Consider the following 16,871-nt stretch of genomic DNA (forward strand, 5'->3'; position numbering starts at 1 on the left):
GTACTTAGATCGTATTTTAACCTAAAATACGCATTTCACCGCTAAGCATTCAACGCTCTGGAGTAATGATGAAATATATTCGATCAGGTTTATTTGCGCTGTGCGTCTGGATGCTGTCCGGCATGGCGCTGGCGAACCCGAATAACATTGTCATGGCCAGGAACCTGCATAACGACGCTCAACTCGCAGAGCGAGCCAGCATACCGGTATTAATCATTTTCACCAGCCCCGGCTGCGCCTATTGCGAACGCGTCATGCATAACTACCTCATCCCCATGCAACGCAATCGCGACTACGCCCGCAAAGTCCTGATCCGCCGTGTCGATATCAGCAGCGATAGCGCACTGACCGACTTTAACGGCAAAGTCACCACCGGCCAGCACTATGCCACAGCATTAAAAGTCAGACTAACCCCGACCATTATCGTCTTTACCCCGAATGGCGTGCCTGCAGCAGACCCGCTGGTCGGCCTTGGCCCGGAAGACTACTATGGCGGCTATCTGGATGCCGCGATTGATGCAGGCCTGGCGAAGATGCACCCTGCCGCGCATTGACGGCTTCAGCATAACGCAAATATTAGAAAGCGCCTTGATTGCAAAATCAAGGCGCTTTCTAATATCAACGGCTTTCAACATGCCGCCATTTGGTAAACAAACATCTAACGCCATACCCGACTTACAGCCCATTCCGATTCGGTAACGAATGTGTAACAAATGCTTACACATTGACACCACGCATACCCACTTACTGCATGTATATTTGAATCATGCCTTATCCAGTCAAAATCTGATCTGGCATGCATCAACCAGCAAACCTCAGGTCAGATTTAGTATTTGATATAGCACAATGTGTGCTGGCGTACGGACGAGACACGAGCGACAGACGACTATGCATCTTCTTGAGATCATAAGTATTTGCAGATTCACTTCATCGGTCAACATCCGAACTAACCACATACTGTTTGTCTGAAAAGTATCTTAAGTTGCACAAGCTGCCAAACGTCTTTGACGCATGGGTTTTGAAATAACAATTGATTAATATGATAGGGCTATTATGAACAAGATTAAAATTACTGTTGCAGTTACTACGATTTTTCTAGGTTTTTCCGGATTAAGCCATGGCGCTGACACAACCACGGAAAAAACGCCACTTAGCCAATCCACCATTAGCGTAGATAAAAACCTGATTCGCGATTCCGACAGCAAGGGATTGACTAACGCCAGTACTCGCCTTGAAACGAATCAGGATCGTATAGAAGCGCAGCAAACAGTACGCTCAGCAAAGCGTTTAGACAAAGCAAAACGCACGGACAAAACTGCTTACAAAGCTGAATTAAAAGCGGAAAAAGCTGCGCGTGCAGACAAAGTTGTTCACATTGATAAAGCTGTTCGTGTTGAGAAAGCAGAGCGTATCGAAAAAACTGAACGTCCAGACAAAGTTGAACGCCCGGAAAAAATCGAGCGTCCAGAAAGATCCGCTCCTGGTCGTTAATTAAGTCCATCTGCAAAGTGCCCATCCGAGGCACTTTGCAAGCTGCCATGAAGGCGACGATCTTGTACTTAAATGAACGTAACCTGAGCCAATTAGGCCGCTATGCAATTATTTTAGCAAATGCCGAAAAATATCTAAACGAGAGACTCTCACCATGCAAAAAAAAGTACAGAACATAGCTATTATCTCAATAGGTTTAATCAGCCTATGCGCACAGACAGTGTGGGCCGATGAACCAGGAAAATTCAGCGTAGCCACAGGGTTTGACTATAGCTCCGGAAAATACGGTACCAGCAGCAATACAGACATTTTATCTATACCGGTGATTGCCAAATATGAAGCTGATCGCTGGTCGCTCAAACTAACCGTTCCGTATGTGAGCGTCACGGGCGATGGCAGCGTGGTACCTGGTATTGGCAAAGCAAAAAACAGCACTTCCACCCAACGCACCACCGAATCCGGTCTTGGCGATATTGTGGCTGGCGCTACCTACAATCTTTATCAAAATAGTGCTGATGCGCTAGTGGTCGATTTTACCGGCAAGGTAAAATTTGGCACCGCAGATAAAAATAAAGGATTAGGCACCGGTGAGAACGATTATTCTGGCGAATTTAATGTCTACAAAGACATTGGCAAAATTACCGCCTTGGGAACAGTGGGTTACAAAGTTTACGGTGACACGAGTACGACACCACTAAACAATGTCTTTTTTGGCTCGGTCGGCGGTGTTTACAAACTGACATCGAACACGAGTGCCGGGGTAATTTACGATTTCCGACCTAAAATTTCGGATAGCGGCTCAAACCTGAGTGAAATGACTGCGTTTGTAAATCACAAAATTAGTCAGACTTTGAAAGCTCAAGGCTATCTGGTCAAAGGCTTTGCCAATGGAAGTCCCGACTACGGCATTGGCGGACTGGTAAGTTACGCATTCTAATAAACAGTGGTCAGTCTAAACGGGCATGGCTTGTTCACAAGCCCCCCGTTTAGTTAGCCTCCTTGGCAGTACATAGGCTTCACCCACTAAGAGCCGCAAGCAACCAAAAGTGATCACTCCGCTAGCAGCTCAAAGTCACTTTTGGTGACGCCGCAATCGGTACATACCCAGCTATCGGGGATGTCTTCAAAACGCGTTCCCGGCGCGATGCCTTCATCGGGGATGCCGAGCGCTTCGTCATAAACAAAATCGCAGATCATGCAGATCCATTTCTGCATTACAACTTCGGTACAGGTATTCATGATGCCTCCTGGTACGGCGTGAGCGACGCAAAAATGTTATCGAAAACGGCTGCCAGCTCGGTTGCCAGCTTATCCAGCTCGGCGTTGCCATAGGGTGCAAACACCTCGACCGGGCTGCGCATGGCGACATAAGTCTTGCCTTCGGCTTCGTACACGTGGATGCGCAGCGGGATGTCGATCCCGGCACGCTTGTCGGCCTGCCACACACGAATCGCGAAATCGGGGCGGAATACTTCCAGGATCTGGTCGGCGGGGACTGTCAGCCCGCGCCTGGCGGCATTGGCCTGACCGTTGATATGCGCGACCAGCCCCATCGGTACGGCCTGTATAGCCTCGCTGAGTTTGGCGACTGTGTTGTCCACATCCAGATTAACAGTAAACGTGAGCATTACTTTCCCTTCCTGTTCAGGCACTGCATGCGCAAGTGCCGGTGTCGATATCGTGCAATTCCTTGCGCAGGTGTTTGATCGCCGGCGTCACAATCGCAATGAAATAAGCTTCGCGTACCCGGCGCTGGGCGGCATTGCCGACCAGATACCCTTTGGCACCCAGATGCAACATCGCAGAATTAGCTGCCTTCAAAGACAGTTCGCTGCCAGCCAGGCGTATGGCGAGCGTTTCGCGTTCGTGATTGGCTGCGGGCATGGTATCGATTTTGTCTGCCAGACGGTAACACGCTGCCCGCGCTGCCAACAATGCGGATTCAACACTCTCGGCCTGATCATCAAGAAACCGGTTAACGTGGCCGTGAGTTTTATTGGAGCGCTTCATCATGCTCACGCACGCATCGACCAGACCCAGCCCCATGCCCATCTGCATCAGGATAAACGCCGCTTTGGTGCGTGAGCGGAACTGCACAAACTCACTAGGGTGCGACACCACCATTTCATTAGCAACAAACACATCCTTGAAATGACAGGCGAAAGTATTGGTGCCTTCCATCGCAATAAAGTGCGCGTTCTGGTTGAGCGTTAATCCGGGATGGTTACCCTTGACCAAAGCAATCATCAAGCCGGATTCATTGGCGACGTCAATGCCGACATGAAAATAGTGATCGATGCCGATATTGGATACCCAGGGCAGGGTGCCATTCACCAGATAGCCGCCTTCAACCCGCTTGGCCGTTAGCCGGTTGTCTTCGATGGCAACACAGGACTTCATCGCATTGGATTGCCCGGTACCGCCAAGCGCGGTGCCTTTGGCAATTAGCGGCAACACGTCGCGGCGGATGGCGAGATTGCTGCTGTTCTGCAGATACCAGGCGCAGGCTTGTTGCGCCCACACCAGAAAGCCGGTGGAGACACATTCTCGCGACACATCCTCGATCACCCGGATCGCATTCTTGAGGCCATAACCGGTACCGCCGGATTGCGGCGCAACCATCGCGCCAAAACCCCCGATCGCGCCCAGCCGGTGCAGGAATTCGCCGGGGTATTCGCCCTTGAGATCGATGTTCACCACATGCGGGCACAAATGGGTACGGATCAGCTCGCTGATACCGGGTAGCGATTCTGTGCTGTCTGTTTGCGGCTCTGACGTTAATATTTCGACTTGCATAATTACTCCTTGTGCACTGCCAGGCTGCCGCAAGCGGACAGCCGTCCTCAATCAAGCCAAAGCGACTGTGACACCGACCGGATTACGCATGGTATTGGCAACAGGCGACCAGTGGTTGGCATGCGCGACCAGATCTTCCAGCTCGCTGCGAGTGGCATCGCCTTCCAGATGAATCTTGACGCGGATATCGGTAAAGCCAAGCACTTTGCTGTCGGACAGATCGCCGACACCCCATACCGCGGTCACGTTGATGTCGCCTTCCAGTTCCAGCTCGATTTTGCTCAGAGTAATGCCGCGCGCTACGGCGTTGGCATGCAGGCCGACCGACAGACAGGAGCCGAGCGTTGCCAATACCGCTTCGGAAGGATTAGGCGCGGTGTCATCACCCAACAGATGTGGCGGCTCGTCGATAACGTGCGCTGGCAAATTGCGCACGTAGCTCAGATTACGGAATTTGCCTTCGCATACGGTTCTGGTTTTCAGGGTAACGACATTTTGCGGGTTGGCTTTGCCTTTTTCGGCGAGCGCTTCCAGCCCCACTTTATCGATCGGGGTTAATACGGTATTCATTTTCAGTACGGCGGCTTCCGGCATGATTAGCTCCTTATGCGGTGACAATAAATGTAAGTGACCAATTGGACACGTTGACACTATTGCAAGCACCATGCCAGGACCATAATAATTACATATCAATATGATTATTAATCATTTATTATAAAATTTGCAATTTTACTCATACCTGGCAAGCAAACAGATTGTTAACAATTTGTATAACAAGCCATGACTTGCACTCAAGTTATCCCTAACCGCTGGATACGATAATTCAGTTGGCGCAGAGTCATACCCAACTGCTGGGCTGCGCGTGATTTATTGCCGCTGCACATTGCCAGAGCCTGAATAATACCGGCGCGGTCGCTGCTTTGCACTGGCTGATAAGCCCGCAAACCGCCTGGCAAGGCGTCTTCCATTTCAGTAGCCGGATACCCGGCTGAATCATTCACTGTTTCACTGGCAATCACCGCTGCGGCTTCAGCTGCGCTGATTAGCCTGTTCTCCGACAGCAAAGCCAGACGCTCCAGCACATTACGCAACTGTCGCACATTGCCCGGCCAGCTGTAGGCGGCCAGCTGTTCCAGCGCATCGGGCGCAATATTGACGTTGCGCTGATAACTCTGATTGATCTGGTTCAGGTAATAGCGCACCAGATGGCGCACATCCTCGGGCCGTTCCTGTAAGGTAGGCAGCCGCACCGGTATCACGTTGATGCGGTAGAACAGATCGAGACGGAATTTGCCGCGACTGACCAGCTGCTGCAAATCCTGATTGGTGGCAGTGACGATACGCACATTGATCGCGCTCTCGCGGCGCGCACCGACGCGCTGTATGGTATTTTCCTGCAATACCCGCAACAATTTGACCTGCATCGCCAGCGGCATGTCGCCGATTTCATCCAGGAACAGGGTGCCGTTATTCGCCTGCTCGAAATAACCGGGGCGGCTGGTGGTTGCGCCGGTAAAAGCGCCTTTTTCATAACCAAACAACTCGGATTCGAACAGGTTTTCCGGAATTGCACCGCAGTTGACCTTGATAAAAGGAAAGTCGCGCCGCGCACTGGAAAGATGCAAGGCGCGTGCAAACAGCTCCTTTCCGGTGCCGGATTCGCCTAACAACAGCACCGTGGCATCGGTTTGCGCTACCTGCTCGATTTGTTTGAGCGCGCGCCGCAATGGCATCGATTCGCCAACGATACCGAAAGAACCCAGGCTCGATGGATTCTTGTTCAGAGCCCACTTCAGCTCCCTGTTTTCCGATTCCAGCCGTGCGGTACGCTCCTGTATATAACGGTTGAGCATAATCACCTGAGCAATCAGAGTGGCGGCAATTTTGAGCATCTGCAGATCCCGCGCCAAAGGCCGTGGCCGGTCGCGCAGGCGATGGACGCCAAGCACCCCCAGCACCTTGCCGCCCTGCTCGATGGGCAGCGCAATATACGATACAGTTTCATGCGGCAGCTGCTCCCGGGCTACGGTGCGGAATAGAAAAACCGGCTCGCTGTCGATGTCCTGAATGATCATCATTTGCCCGCTTTGCATCACTCTGCCAGTAATGCCTTCCCCTGGCAAAAATTGACCCCGCTTGATTTCCGTCTGCGACAAGCCGTAAGCATGAGCAATACGCAACACGCCACTTTCCGGATCCGGCAACACCACACGCCCGCGATTAAGCCCGAGCAATTCAGACAGCAAATGCAGAATCTCGCGGATGACATAGTGCTGATCCGGACTCTTGCCCATCAGCGCAGAAGCTTCACGAATTACCAGCAACTCTTCATCCACCAGCGTTTCAGGCTCGGTACGGTTAATAACGGCATCCAACATTACATTCCCCTGAACAAATTGTTTACACAATGTAAGCAAAAATCAGGCGAGCTGATAACCGCAAAACACATTCCAGCCTCGCAATTGGTATGGAATCAGCTAGTTGTAAGCTTGGCACGATTGCTGCTAATTGAACAATACCAACTTGACCAAAGGAAAAATTGTGAACAGCCATGTACTGATAGAGCCCGCACAACTGCAACACGATATGGCCACCGAACCTGTCGTGGTCATTGATACCCGCGACCCTGCCGTATATGCCCAGGGGCATATACCCGGTGCAATTAATCTGCGCGAGATATTTACCTACCTCTCCACCAGCGATCATGAAGGCCTGGAAACCATGCAGCACAAATTCGCCGAGGCGTTTGGTGCGGCAGGCTTATCCGGCAACGAGACGGCTGTTGTGTATGAAGACACCATGAATACCGGCTTCGGCCAATCCTGCCGCGGCTATTTCCTGCTCAAGTATCTGGGCTACCCTAAAGCCAAAGTGCTGCACGGCGGCTATCAGGCCTGGGTAGGCGCGGGACTGCCCACCACAACCGAACCCACCATGCCCACGTCCGCCCAATTTCCGCTTGCCGACGAACCGGGCGCAGTCATGGTCGATAAAGACCAGATGCTGGCCGCAGTCAACGACCCTGCCATCATTAAGCTGGATGTACGCGATGTGGATGAATGGATCGCAACCAGCTCTTCACCATACGGCCCGGATTTCTGCCCGCGCAAGGGGCGTATCCCCGGCGCCAAATGGCTGGAATGGTACCGGCTGATGAAACCGGCGGCAGATGGCAGCGTATTCAAGGCGCGCGATGAAGTGCTTGCGGAATGTCAGACTGTCGGCATCCAGCCGCATTCCAAAGTTTACATTTACTGCTTCAAGGGTGCGCGGGCGTCCAATACCTTCCTGGCATTAAAAGATGCAGGCATCCACGACGTGAAAATCTACTTCGGCTCATGGAACGAGTGGTCACGCGACCCAGCCCTGCCCATCGAAGAAGGTTTTCCGCTGGGTTGACGCCGCTACCGGCGTTAACCAGATATACACAACATTAATTAACTCAGGGAGTACACGATGTCCGCTTTTGATGATCCATTTGACCCAAAAACCAAGCTTGCCAGCCAGGGCTGCAGTTGCGGCCGCCACAGCAACCAGGCCGAACATCAGCTTGATGAAGATGCCCGCATCGGCCGCGTGGTCGAAACCACGGTGATGCGTGCACTGTTTCCGCATGATGAAACCCGCCGCAACTTCATCCGCGCCGTCGGCGCCAGCACCGCATTCGCCGCCATTTCCACCCTGTTCCCGATGTCGGCAGCCAAAGCGCTGGCTGCCGACCGTGCACCGCTGGAAAAACCGGACCTGAAAATCGGCTTCGTTCCCATCACCTGCGCCACGCCGATCATCATGGCAGGCCCCATGGGATTCTATTCGCGCGAAGGGCTAAATGTCTCACTGCTGAAAACCGCAGGCTGGGCCATCGTGCGCGACAAGGTGATGAACAAGGAATACGATGCTTCGCACATGCTCTCGCCGATGCCGCTCGCTATCAGCCTGGGACTGGGCTCGCAAGCGCAACCGGTAGACGTGGCCGCCATCGAGAACATCAACGGCCAGGCCATTACCATGCACATCAAGCACAAGGACAAGCTGGATCCGAAACAATGGAAAGGCCTGAAATTCGGCATCCCGTTCGACTACTCCATCCACAACTTCCTGTTGCGCTACTTCCTCGCCGAAAACGGCATCGACCCGGACAAAGACGTGGAACTGCGCATCATGGCACCACCCGATATGGTTGCCAACCTACGCGCCGGCAACATCGACGGCTTCCTCGGACCCGAGCCATTTAACCAGCGCGCTGTATATGAAGAAGTCGGTTATATCCACACGCTGTCGCGCGATATCTGGGACGGCCACCCCTGCTGCGCATTCGGCGTTTCGGAAGGCTTTGCCAAAACCTACCCGAACACGTTTGCCGCGCTGTTCCGCGCCATAGCCAGCGCTACCGAATACGCCCACAAACCCGAGAATCGCAGCGATATCATCAAGGCTATCGCACCGGCCAACTATCTCAACCAGCCGATCCCGGTGCTGGAGCAGGTGATGACCGGACACTTTGCCGACGGCCTGGGCAAAGTACGCAACGTGCCGGATCGCGTCGATTTCGATCCATTCCCGTGGCAGTCGATGGCGGTATGGATGCTGACGCAGTTAAAACGATGGGGCTACCTGAAAGGCGAAATCAATTACAAACAAATTGCGGAAGAAGTGTTCCTCGCGACCGATGCGCGTAAACGACTGAAAGAGATGGGCTTGCCGGCTCCCGCCAGCAACTACAGCAAGCACACCATCATGGGCAAAGAATTTGACCCGGCCAAGCCCGAGCAATATCTCAAATCCTTCAAGATCAGCAGGGCATGATCATGGCCAAATCGCTGACTTTTCGTGCTTACCTGCTCTCCGTGCTGATTTTCGGCATGGTGTTGCTGGGCTGGTATCTGGCGACGTTGCCACAAAAAACCGTGGCAACAACGCAGGCCGATGCCGAATATGCTGCACTGATGGGAGGTGGTGCCGTCAAAAAGTCTGGCATGCCAACACCCGCAGAAGTGGGGCATACGTTACGGGAAAAACTCTCAGACCCGTTTTACGATCACGGCCCTAACGACAAGGGTATCGGCATCCAGCTCGGTTATTCACTGGCGCGGGTACTGGCTGGATTCAGCCTGGCCGCACTGGTGGCGATACCGCTGGGGTTTCTGGTAGGGATGTCGCCCATCATGCACCGGGCGCTTGATCCATACATCCAGTTGCTCAAACCTATCTCGCCGTTAGCGTGGATGCCGCTGGCGCTATACACCATCAAGGACTCTTCGGCTTCGGCGATCTTTGTCATCTTCATTTGCTCATTGTGGCCGATGCTGATTAATACCGCTTACGGCGTAGCCGCGGTCAAGCGCGACTGGCTGAACGTTGCCAAGACGCTGGAAGTCAGCCCGCTGCGCAAGGCCTTTCTGGTGGTATTGCCTGCCGCGGCCCCCACCATCCTGACCGGCATGCGCATCTCCATGGGCATCGCCTGGCTGGTGATCGTGGCGGCTGAAATGCTGGTAGGCGGCACCGGTATCGGCTACTTCGTATGGAACGAATGGAATAACCTGAGCCTCACCAATGTCATCTTCGCGGTGCTCATGATCGGCGTGGTGGGCATGATGCTGGATATGGCATTCGGCTGGTTGTCGCGATTAGTGGCATATAACGATTAAGAGGCTGGCTATGCAAACTGATTTTCTGAAAGTTGAAGCACTCAGCCGGATTTATCCGGCCAGCCGCGGACAGACAGCAGTCCCGGTATTTGAAAACGTCCATTTCAGCATCGCCAAAGGCGAATTCGTCTGCATCATCGGCCACTCCGGCTGTGGCAAATCCACCATTCTCAATGTGCTGGCCGGGCTCGACGAACCCAGTTCCGGCGTGGTGATCATGGACGGTCGCGAAGTGTCCGGCCCCAGCCTGGATCGCGGCGTGGTATTTCAGGGTCATGCACTGATGCCGTGGCTGACGGTAATGAAAAATATCGAATTTGCTGTCAAATCGCGCTGGCCTGACTGGACTAAAGAAAAAGTTACTCAGCACTGCCAGCAATTTATCGATCTGGTGGGCCTGACCGGTGCCGAGCACAAAAAACCGTCCGAGCTGTCCGGGGGCATGAAACAGCGTGTCGGCATCGCCCGCGCGTTCTCGATCCAGCCCAAAATGCTGCTGCTCGACGAACCGTTCGGCGCACTGGACGCCCTGACCCGCGGCGTGATCCAGGACGAACTGCTGAAAATCTGCGCGGCGACCCAGCAGACCGTGTTCATGATTACCCACGATGTGGATGAGGCCATCCTGCTCTCCGACAAAATTATCCTCATGACCAACGGCCCGCGTGCGCGCATTGCAGAAATCGTCATCAACACACTGCCGCGTAACCGCACCCGTAACGACATTCACAAGGATCCGCAGTATTACCGCATCCGCAATCATCTGGTGGACTTCCTGGTCAGTCGTTCACGCGAACTGGCAGCTGTGCAAGAGGCAAGCTACGACCCGCGCTACCCGCCGCAAGTCAGGCCGGGCGAAACCGACGACATCCCGCCGCGCATGCTAAAACAGGCGGCTATTCACCTCGTATAATTAATTCACCACCCTGACTGAAAAGGAAGCACCATGAAACGTAGCAATGTAACCGACTTGATACTAGTAGCCAAACTTGCCAAAGGCCTGAAATGGAATGATCTGGCGCAAGCCATCGGCCTGAGCAAGGAGTGGACGACCGCCGCTCTGCTCGGGCAAATGACGCTGGATGCGGCGCAGGCAACTACCATAGGCAAGCTGCTGGATTTGCCGGCAGAGGCGATTGCGGCCCTGCAAGTCGTGCCTTACAAAGGGTCGTTGCCAACGGCTGTTCCGACCGATCCGCTAATTTACCGGTTCTATGAGCTGATTAATGTGTATGGCACTTCGATCAAGGAGCTAATCCATGAAGAATTCGGTGACGGCATCATGAGCGCGATTGATTTCAGCATGGATATTTCACGCGTGGCCGATCCAAAAGGCGATCGCGTCAAAATCGTACTGAACGGCAAGTTCCTGCCATATAAGACGTATTAAGCCGTTCAGGCTTCACCCTGCTTAAACTGTTTCACCACCGCATACTGGCGGCGACTCACTGGCAGAGCTTCGTCCGAGCCTTTGAGCAGCACTACCCAGCCGCTGTGTTCGCCGTCCTCGCCGCCTTGTTCCTTGAGGACAAAGCCCGCAATGGCGGTACGCGCGACCAGGGTATTGCGGTGGATACGGATAAATTGCTGCGGGAATTCCTGTTCCAGGCTGGCCAGGCTGTCTTCCAGCAGATAGGTGTGGGTGGCGGTACGCGCTGCCACGTATTTATGCTCGGCACGCAGCGTGATAATGTCATCAATGGGTACCAGCAATACCCGCCCCCGTTCGTTTGCACTCAGGTACTGGCGGGCAGCAGTTCGTGTTGGCGCGGCGCTTTGCACTTTGCGTAATGCTGCCAGCAGGCGCTCGGCCCGCACCGGTTTCAATAAATAATCGCGCGCATTCAAATCAAACGCCTGTAACGCATGCGCATCATAGGCGGTAGTAAAGATTACCGCTGCCGGATGCTGGCGCTGCGCCAGATGTTGCGCTACCGCCATGCCGTCCATGCCGGGCATGTGAATATCCAGCAGCACCACATCGGCATCCGTTTGCGCCAGCAATTGCAGCGCCTGTATGCCATTCTCGGCCTCGCCGACGATGAGCAGCGGTATCTGTTCAGCGCAGTCCTGCAACAGATCACGCAAGCGGTTGCGCGCCGGCGCTTCATCATCCACGATCAGGACGCGTAAAGGAGTCGTCATGGCGGAGTCGTCCGATAAGGCATGATGATATGCACCTGGTAATAGTTGTCGTGTATCTGCGTGCGCAAACTGGCTTCCACATCGAAATGCAGCATCAGCCGGCTGCGGATATTGCCTAGTGCCATTTTGTTACCAGTGTGGCGCTGTCCGTCATGCTGGTAGGGATTGCGAATAATCAGATGCAACTGACCATCGTTGCGATAAATATTGACGGTAATTTCACCCGGCTGGGTAGCTGGCTCGATGCCGTGATACACCGCGTTCTCCAGCAAGGGCTGCAACAACAGCGGTGGCACCAGCGCATTACCGGGAGCCTTGTCGATATGCCATACCACACGCAAGCGCTCGCCCAGACGCAGGCCTTCCAGCTCCAGATACTGGCGGCTGATCTCCACTTCACGCTTGAGCGGGCTGAGCTGGCGATTATCTGCCATCACCACGCGAAACAGGTCTGCCAGATTCTCCAGCGCGCGTTCGGCGCGGCGCGGCTCACTGCGTACCAGACTGAGCACCGCATTCAGGCTGTTAAACAGGAAATGCGGACGGATGCGCGCCTGCAGTGCCTGTAGCCGCGCCTCCGTCAATGCCGGCGACAGCGCCCGCCCACGCAGGCGAAAATAGCCCAGTAACAATGCGCTGACGGCCAGCACATTGATCGCTTCGCGCCAGGTCATCAGCAAATGGCTGTCAGCAAACAGATGACTCATGCCATCCATGACTAGCGCGGTGGTCAGGAGCGCCAGCAACATGCTGCCGACCACCCCCCAGCCATAAGGCAAGCGCTGCAACATTCGGCGTGACAGGCATAAAAACACCAGCGTCAGCAGTAGGCTGGCCTGTACCACAACAGAGTAACCCACAAACAAATGCCACATTTCCGCCAGATAAGCTGTTTGCAACCATGCAGTTGTCCACACCAAACCTTCTACACCGAGTAAAATACGCAGCATGACACCCAGATTACAGAAATCCGGTAAGCGATCAGGATAGTCGGCAACTTCAGGCTTTGGCATAATTCGGCTATTCTACCAATCTCAACTCAAATATCATCAGGTTATATTCATGTCTAATTCCACTACACCGCAACTTTGGTCGGGTCGCTTTAATGAGCCGGTCTCCGAGCGCGTCAAACGCTATACCGCATCGATCAGCTTCGATTATCGGTTAGCTGAATTCGACATACAAGGCTCACTCGCGCACGCCAAAATGCTTGCACAGCAAGCCATCATCAGCCAGCAGGATCTGGCCGATATCGAACGCGGCATGAGCGAGATACTCGCCGACATCCGCGCCGATAAATTCGAGTGGTTGCTTGATCTGGAAGACGTCCACCTCAATATCGAAAAAGCCCTCACCGCTAAAGTTGGCGATGCCGGTAAGCGCTTACACACCGGCCGCTCCCGCAACGATCAGGTAGCGACCGATATCCGTCTGTACCTGCGCCACAACATCGACGGCATTCTGCAACTGATCCGCGCTGCCCAGACCGCACTGCTCAACCTTGCCGAAGCCAACGCCGATGTAGTCATGCCCGGCTTTACCCATTTGCAAGTTGCTCAGCCGGTTTCCTTCGGTCACCACCTGCTCGCCTATTTCGAAATGCTCAAACGCGACGCCGAGCGTCTTGCTGACTGCCGTCGCCGCGTCAATCGCCTGCCGCTGGGCGCCGCCGCACTGGCCGGGACCAGCTACCCGATTGATCGCGAAATGGTTGCGCGCGAACTGGGCTTTGACGGCGTCTGCGAGAACTCGCTGGATGCCGTATCCGATCGCGATTTCGCCATCGAATTCACTGCCTGCGCCAGCCTGATCATGACCCACTTTTCGCGCATGTCCGAAGAGCTGATTTTATGGATGAACCCGCGCTTCGGTTTCATCGACCTGGCTGATCGTTTCTGCACCGGTTCGTCGATCATGCCACAAAAGAAAAACCCTGACGTACCCGAACTGATACGCGGTAAAACCGGACGGATAAACGGTCATCTGGTCGGCTTGCTCACTCTGATGAAAGGTCAGCCGCTGGCCTACAACAAAGATAATCAGGAAGACAAGGAACCGCTATTTGATACCGTCGACACCCTGATCGACACCCTCGCCATCGTTGCCGAAATGCTCCCCGGCATCCGCGTCAAGCCGGAAGCCATGCGTCGCGCCGCGCTGCAAGGCTACGCCACCGCGACCGACCTGGCTGATTATCTGGTGAAAAAAGGCCTGCCGTTCCGCGATGCGCATGAAGCTGTTGCCCTCGCCGTGCGCCATGCCGAAGGCAAAGGCTGCGACCTGGCTGATCTGCCATTAGCCGACTTGCAGCAATTCTCCAGCCTGGTTGCTGCCGACATTTACGACGTGCTGTCACTGGAAGGCTCAATGAACAGCCGCAACCATATCGGCGGCACTGCCCCGGTTCAAGTCCGTGCCGCCATTGCACGCGGCCGCGCCAGCCTGGGCAGCTAGTTTGTCGTGACGCCAACTACTGAGCTCAAATACCTGCAGCACTATCCGCCAGCGCTGCAGGATCAGGTACGTAACCTGATCACGCAGGGCAGGCTGGCCGAGTATCTGGCGCAAAAGTACCCTGCACAGCATGAGGTGCAGAATGACAAGACGCTGTACCAGTACACACAGGAGTTGAAACAGGCTTATCTGCGCAATGCGCCACTACCGGACAAGGTGCACTACTACAGCAAGCTGGATGTGGTGCATCACGCACTGGGCCTGAATACTGCAATCTCGCGGGTACAGGGCAGCAAGCTCAAAGCCAAAAAAGAAATTCGCATTGCCGCACTGTTCAAAACCGCGCCAGCCGAGTTTTTGCGCATGATCGTGGTACATGAACTGGCGCATCTGAAAGAACGTAACCACGACAAAAATTTTTACAAGCTGTGCGTCCATATGCAGCCCGACTACCATCAGGTTGAGTTCGATTTACGGGTATATTTAACTCAATTGAGCCTTTAAGCGCACCCGTGCATAATTAGCTGCATATCATTTACGCAAAACACGCGCCTAAATAGTCACCTTTTAATCCACTCTATAGTTGCGAAATGGTAGCGTGAGTGCTACCATTTTTAACATATGCTAGTCGTGCTTGATACCAATATCTTTGTGAGTGCGTGTTTAGGCACCGGTGCTGCAAATGCTGTCGTAATGGCTTGCCTGCGTGGCGAATGTACGCCGCTCATGGGTACCGCGCTATTGACTGAATATGAAGATGTGCTTGGTCGCGAGCAATTGTTCGAGAAATGCCGATTATCAGGAGCCGAACGTGAAGAATTACTCGACATTTTCCTTGCGACCTGTTGCTGGACACGCATTTACTATGGATGGCGCCCTAATTTACCGGATGAAGGCGACAATCATTTAATAGAACTCGCCGTGGCTGGAGGCGCACAGCGTATTATTACGCAAAATTTGCGCGATCTGCAAAGCAAGGAATTGCAGTTCCCTGGACTTAAAGCAGTTACACCCGAGCACCTTCTGAAGGAGATAAACTTATGAGCGCATTAACCATACGCTTGCCTGATGATAAATACCGGCGCCTGAAAGAACTTTCAATCCGCCGTCATACCAGTGTCAACCGGTTGATCGACGAAATGACCACGCTGATGTTGGCGGAATATGATGCCGAAACCCGTTTTTTGTTGCGTGTCGAACGTGGACAAAATCAGGTACAGCGCGGAATTGAATTACTGGAAAAAGCCAAGGGCAATCGATAATCGATAGCCCACTCCCGACCTTTAAAGCAACCGGGCAGACATCTCCGCACCTGCCTATTTTCCGGTTTTACATCAGGACATTATCGCGTAAAATAGCGGACTTTCTGCGCGGGTTTATTCACCGCGCCAACCAGTTCGAGGAAGTTATGTCTGCAGTTGCCAAATCCGTGTTCGATCAGCCCCAGCTATGGGAAGCCCAGGCAGAATTCAAGGAATATATGTCCGCCGTCAATCCGGCTATGCCTAAAATCGATGTGGTCGCTTTTCCCAACACCATGCATGCCGAAGGTGCCACGCGGCTGATGCCATTTGATCTGTCGGAAAGCCTGCAAACCAGCTATGCGGCAACCACCCCGAATCTGTATGCGGGCTATCTGCGCATTTCTGCGCACGAGCAGCTACAAACTGACTTTGTTGCGGCGTCACAGATGTTTTTTGTGATCAGCGGCAGCGGCAGCACCACCATGGATAACGGCACCATTGCCTGGAAAACTGGCGACCTGTTCACCCTGCCTGCGATCAAATCGGCACTGCATGAAGCCACGGCTGACTCCGTCTTGTTCTGGGTAAATGATGCGCCACTGCTGCGCTATCTGGGCGTTACGCCGAATGAACAACGTTTCCAGCCGGTGCTGTACACGCAACAACGCATTACCCAGGAGCTCAACAAGGTACGCGCCATGGGCGAAGAGCGCAATCGCGTTGGCGTATTGCTGTCCAACCCGCATTTCCCCACCACCATGACGCTGACCCACACGCTGTGGTCGCTGTACAACATTCTGCCTAAAGGCGTGATCCAGCAGGCGCACCGCCACAACTCCATTGCCATCGATCATTGCGTGTCTGCCGGGCCCGACACCTACACCCTGATCGGCAAGGAAGTTGATGCTGATGGCAATATCATCGACCCGATCAAGGCCATGTGGACACCAGGCTCAACCTTCATCACCCCGCCGGGCTGGTGGCATTCACACCACAATCATTCTGACCAGGATGCGATTGTATTACCGATCCAGGATGCCGGACTGGTGATGAACATGCAGGTGCTGGATTTCCAGCTGGTTAAGTAAAC

At 53.8% G+C, this 16,871-nt stretch carries 20 protein-coding genes; 13 read left to right on the forward strand and 7 right to left on the reverse strand.

Annotated elements, in window-relative coordinates; translation table 11 throughout:
• The first annotated feature begins 65 nt into the window (after positions 1-65).
• From EJE49_RS06610 to EJE49_RS06620, 3 genes are all read left to right on the forward strand, one after another.
• Positions 66-554: a thioredoxin family protein gene (locus EJE49_RS06610; protein ID WP_124949611.1), complete on the forward strand. Its 489-nt coding sequence runs from the start codon at positions 66-68 to the stop codon at positions 552-554.
• A 499-nt stretch (positions 555-1,053) separates the two neighbouring features.
• Complete coding sequence (locus tag EJE49_RS06615; protein WP_124949612.1) at positions 1,054-1,491, forward strand: hypothetical protein; 438 nt, start codon at positions 1,054-1,056, stop codon at positions 1,489-1,491.
• A 154-nt stretch (positions 1,492-1,645) separates the two neighbouring features.
• Positions 1,646-2,428, forward strand: a complete 783-nt coding sequence (locus tag EJE49_RS06620; RefSeq protein ID WP_124949613.1) for a transporter — start codon at positions 1,646-1,648, stop codon at positions 2,426-2,428.
• A gap of 113 nt (positions 2,429-2,541) precedes the next feature.
• Here the strand turns inward: EJE49_RS06620 and EJE49_RS06625 are convergent, their stop codons facing one another.
• The 5 genes from EJE49_RS06625 to EJE49_RS06645 form a co-directional block, all read right to left on the reverse strand.
• Complete coding sequence (locus EJE49_RS06625; RefSeq protein ID WP_306308186.1) at positions 2,542-2,730, reverse strand: rubredoxin; 189 nt, start codon at positions 2,728-2,730, stop codon at positions 2,542-2,544.
• Entirely contained in the window at positions 2,727-3,119 is a 393-nt protein-coding gene (locus EJE49_RS06630) for a DUF302 domain-containing protein (RefSeq protein ID WP_124949614.1), read from the reverse strand. The genes EJE49_RS06625 and EJE49_RS06630 overlap by 4 nt, the downstream gene beginning before the upstream one ends.
• A gap of 16 nt (positions 3,120-3,135) precedes the next feature.
• Complete coding sequence (locus tag EJE49_RS06635) at positions 3,136-4,287, reverse strand: acyl-CoA dehydrogenase family protein (RefSeq protein WP_124949615.1); 1,152 nt, start codon at positions 4,285-4,287, stop codon at positions 3,136-3,138.
• Positions 4,288-4,338: 51 nt separating this feature from the next.
• Positions 4,339-4,881, reverse strand: a complete 543-nt coding sequence (locus tag EJE49_RS06640; RefSeq protein ID WP_124949616.1) for an OsmC family protein — start codon at positions 4,879-4,881, stop codon at positions 4,339-4,341.
• 197 nt (positions 4,882-5,078) lie between these two features.
• Positions 5,079-6,665: a sigma-54-dependent Fis family transcriptional regulator gene (locus EJE49_RS06645; RefSeq protein ID WP_124949617.1), complete on the reverse strand. Its 1,587-nt coding sequence runs from the start codon at positions 6,663-6,665 to the stop codon at positions 5,079-5,081.
• A 163-nt stretch (positions 6,666-6,828) separates the two neighbouring features.
• On the opposite strand from EJE49_RS06645, the gene EJE49_RS06650 reads away from it, so the two are divergent.
• Genes EJE49_RS06650 through cynS form a run of 5 tightly spaced genes read left to right on the forward strand, consistent with a single transcriptional unit; the run spans position 6,829 to position 11,328 of the window.
• Entirely contained in the window at positions 6,829-7,686 is an 858-nt protein-coding gene (locus tag EJE49_RS06650; RefSeq protein ID WP_124949618.1) for a sulfurtransferase, read from the forward strand.
• 57 nt (positions 7,687-7,743) lie between these two features.
• A complete protein-coding gene (locus EJE49_RS06655) occupies positions 7,744-9,093 on the forward strand; it encodes a CmpA/NrtA family ABC transporter substrate-binding protein (RefSeq protein WP_124949619.1) in 1,350 nt (449 codons plus the stop codon).
• Between the two features lie 2 nt (positions 9,094-9,095).
• Positions 9,096-9,938, forward strand: coding sequence for a nitrate ABC transporter permease (gene ntrB, locus EJE49_RS06660; protein ID WP_223246777.1), 843 nt, complete (start codon positions 9,096-9,098; stop codon positions 9,936-9,938).
• A 10-nt stretch (positions 9,939-9,948) separates the two neighbouring features.
• Complete coding sequence (locus tag EJE49_RS06665; protein ID WP_124949621.1) at positions 9,949-10,851, forward strand: ABC transporter ATP-binding protein; 903 nt, start codon at positions 9,949-9,951, stop codon at positions 10,849-10,851.
• Between the two features lie 33 nt (positions 10,852-10,884).
• Complete coding sequence (gene cynS / locus EJE49_RS06670; RefSeq protein WP_124949622.1) at positions 10,885-11,328, forward strand: cyanase; 444 nt, start codon at positions 10,885-10,887, stop codon at positions 11,326-11,328.
• A 5-nt stretch (positions 11,329-11,333) separates the two neighbouring features.
• Here the strand turns inward: cynS and EJE49_RS06675 are convergent, their stop codons facing one another.
• Complete coding sequence (locus EJE49_RS06675) at positions 11,334-12,083, reverse strand: LytR/AlgR family response regulator transcription factor (RefSeq protein ID WP_124949623.1); 750 nt, start codon at positions 12,081-12,083, stop codon at positions 11,334-11,336.
• Positions 12,080-13,096 carry a sensor histidine kinase gene (locus EJE49_RS06680; protein ID WP_124949624.1) on the reverse strand — a complete coding sequence of 339 codons (1,017 nt, stop codon included), beginning with the start codon at positions 13,094-13,096 and terminating at the stop codon, positions 12,080-12,082. Before EJE49_RS06680 ends, EJE49_RS06675 begins: the two co-directional genes overlap by 4 nt.
• 49 nt (positions 13,097-13,145) lie before the next feature.
• On the opposite strand from EJE49_RS06680, the gene argH reads away from it, so the two are divergent.
• The 5 genes from argH to EJE49_RS06705 all read left to right on the forward strand — a co-directional run bounded on the left by argH (position 13,146) and on the right by EJE49_RS06705 (position 16,869).
• Positions 13,146-14,537, forward strand: coding sequence for an argininosuccinate lyase (gene argH / locus EJE49_RS06685; RefSeq protein WP_124949625.1), 1,392 nt, complete (start codon positions 13,146-13,148; stop codon positions 14,535-14,537).
• 6 nt (positions 14,538-14,543) lie between these two features.
• Entirely contained in the window at positions 14,544-15,041 is a 498-nt protein-coding gene (locus EJE49_RS06690) for a M48 family metallopeptidase (RefSeq protein WP_124949626.1), read from the forward strand.
• Positions 15,042-15,167: 126 nt separating this feature from the next.
• Positions 15,168-15,581 (forward strand): putative toxin-antitoxin system toxin component, PIN family, encoded by a 414-nt coding sequence (locus tag EJE49_RS06695; RefSeq protein WP_262981952.1) that lies wholly within the window; start codon positions 15,168-15,170, stop codon positions 15,579-15,581.
• A complete protein-coding gene (locus tag EJE49_RS06700) occupies positions 15,578-15,799 on the forward strand; it encodes a toxin-antitoxin system HicB family antitoxin (protein ID WP_124949628.1) in 222 nt (73 codons plus the stop codon). Before EJE49_RS06695 ends, EJE49_RS06700 begins: the two co-directional genes overlap by 4 nt.
• Positions 15,800-15,945: 146 nt before the next feature.
• Positions 15,946-16,869, forward strand: a complete 924-nt coding sequence (locus EJE49_RS06705) for a cupin domain-containing protein (protein ID WP_124949629.1) — start codon at positions 15,946-15,948, stop codon at positions 16,867-16,869.
• The last annotated feature ends 2 nt before the right edge of the window (positions 16,870-16,871 follow it).

The organism is Sulfuriferula thiophila (assembly GCF_003864975.1).
Taxonomy (GTDB): domain Bacteria; phylum Pseudomonadota; class Gammaproteobacteria; order Burkholderiales; family Sulfuriferulaceae; genus Sulfuriferula; species Sulfuriferula thiophila.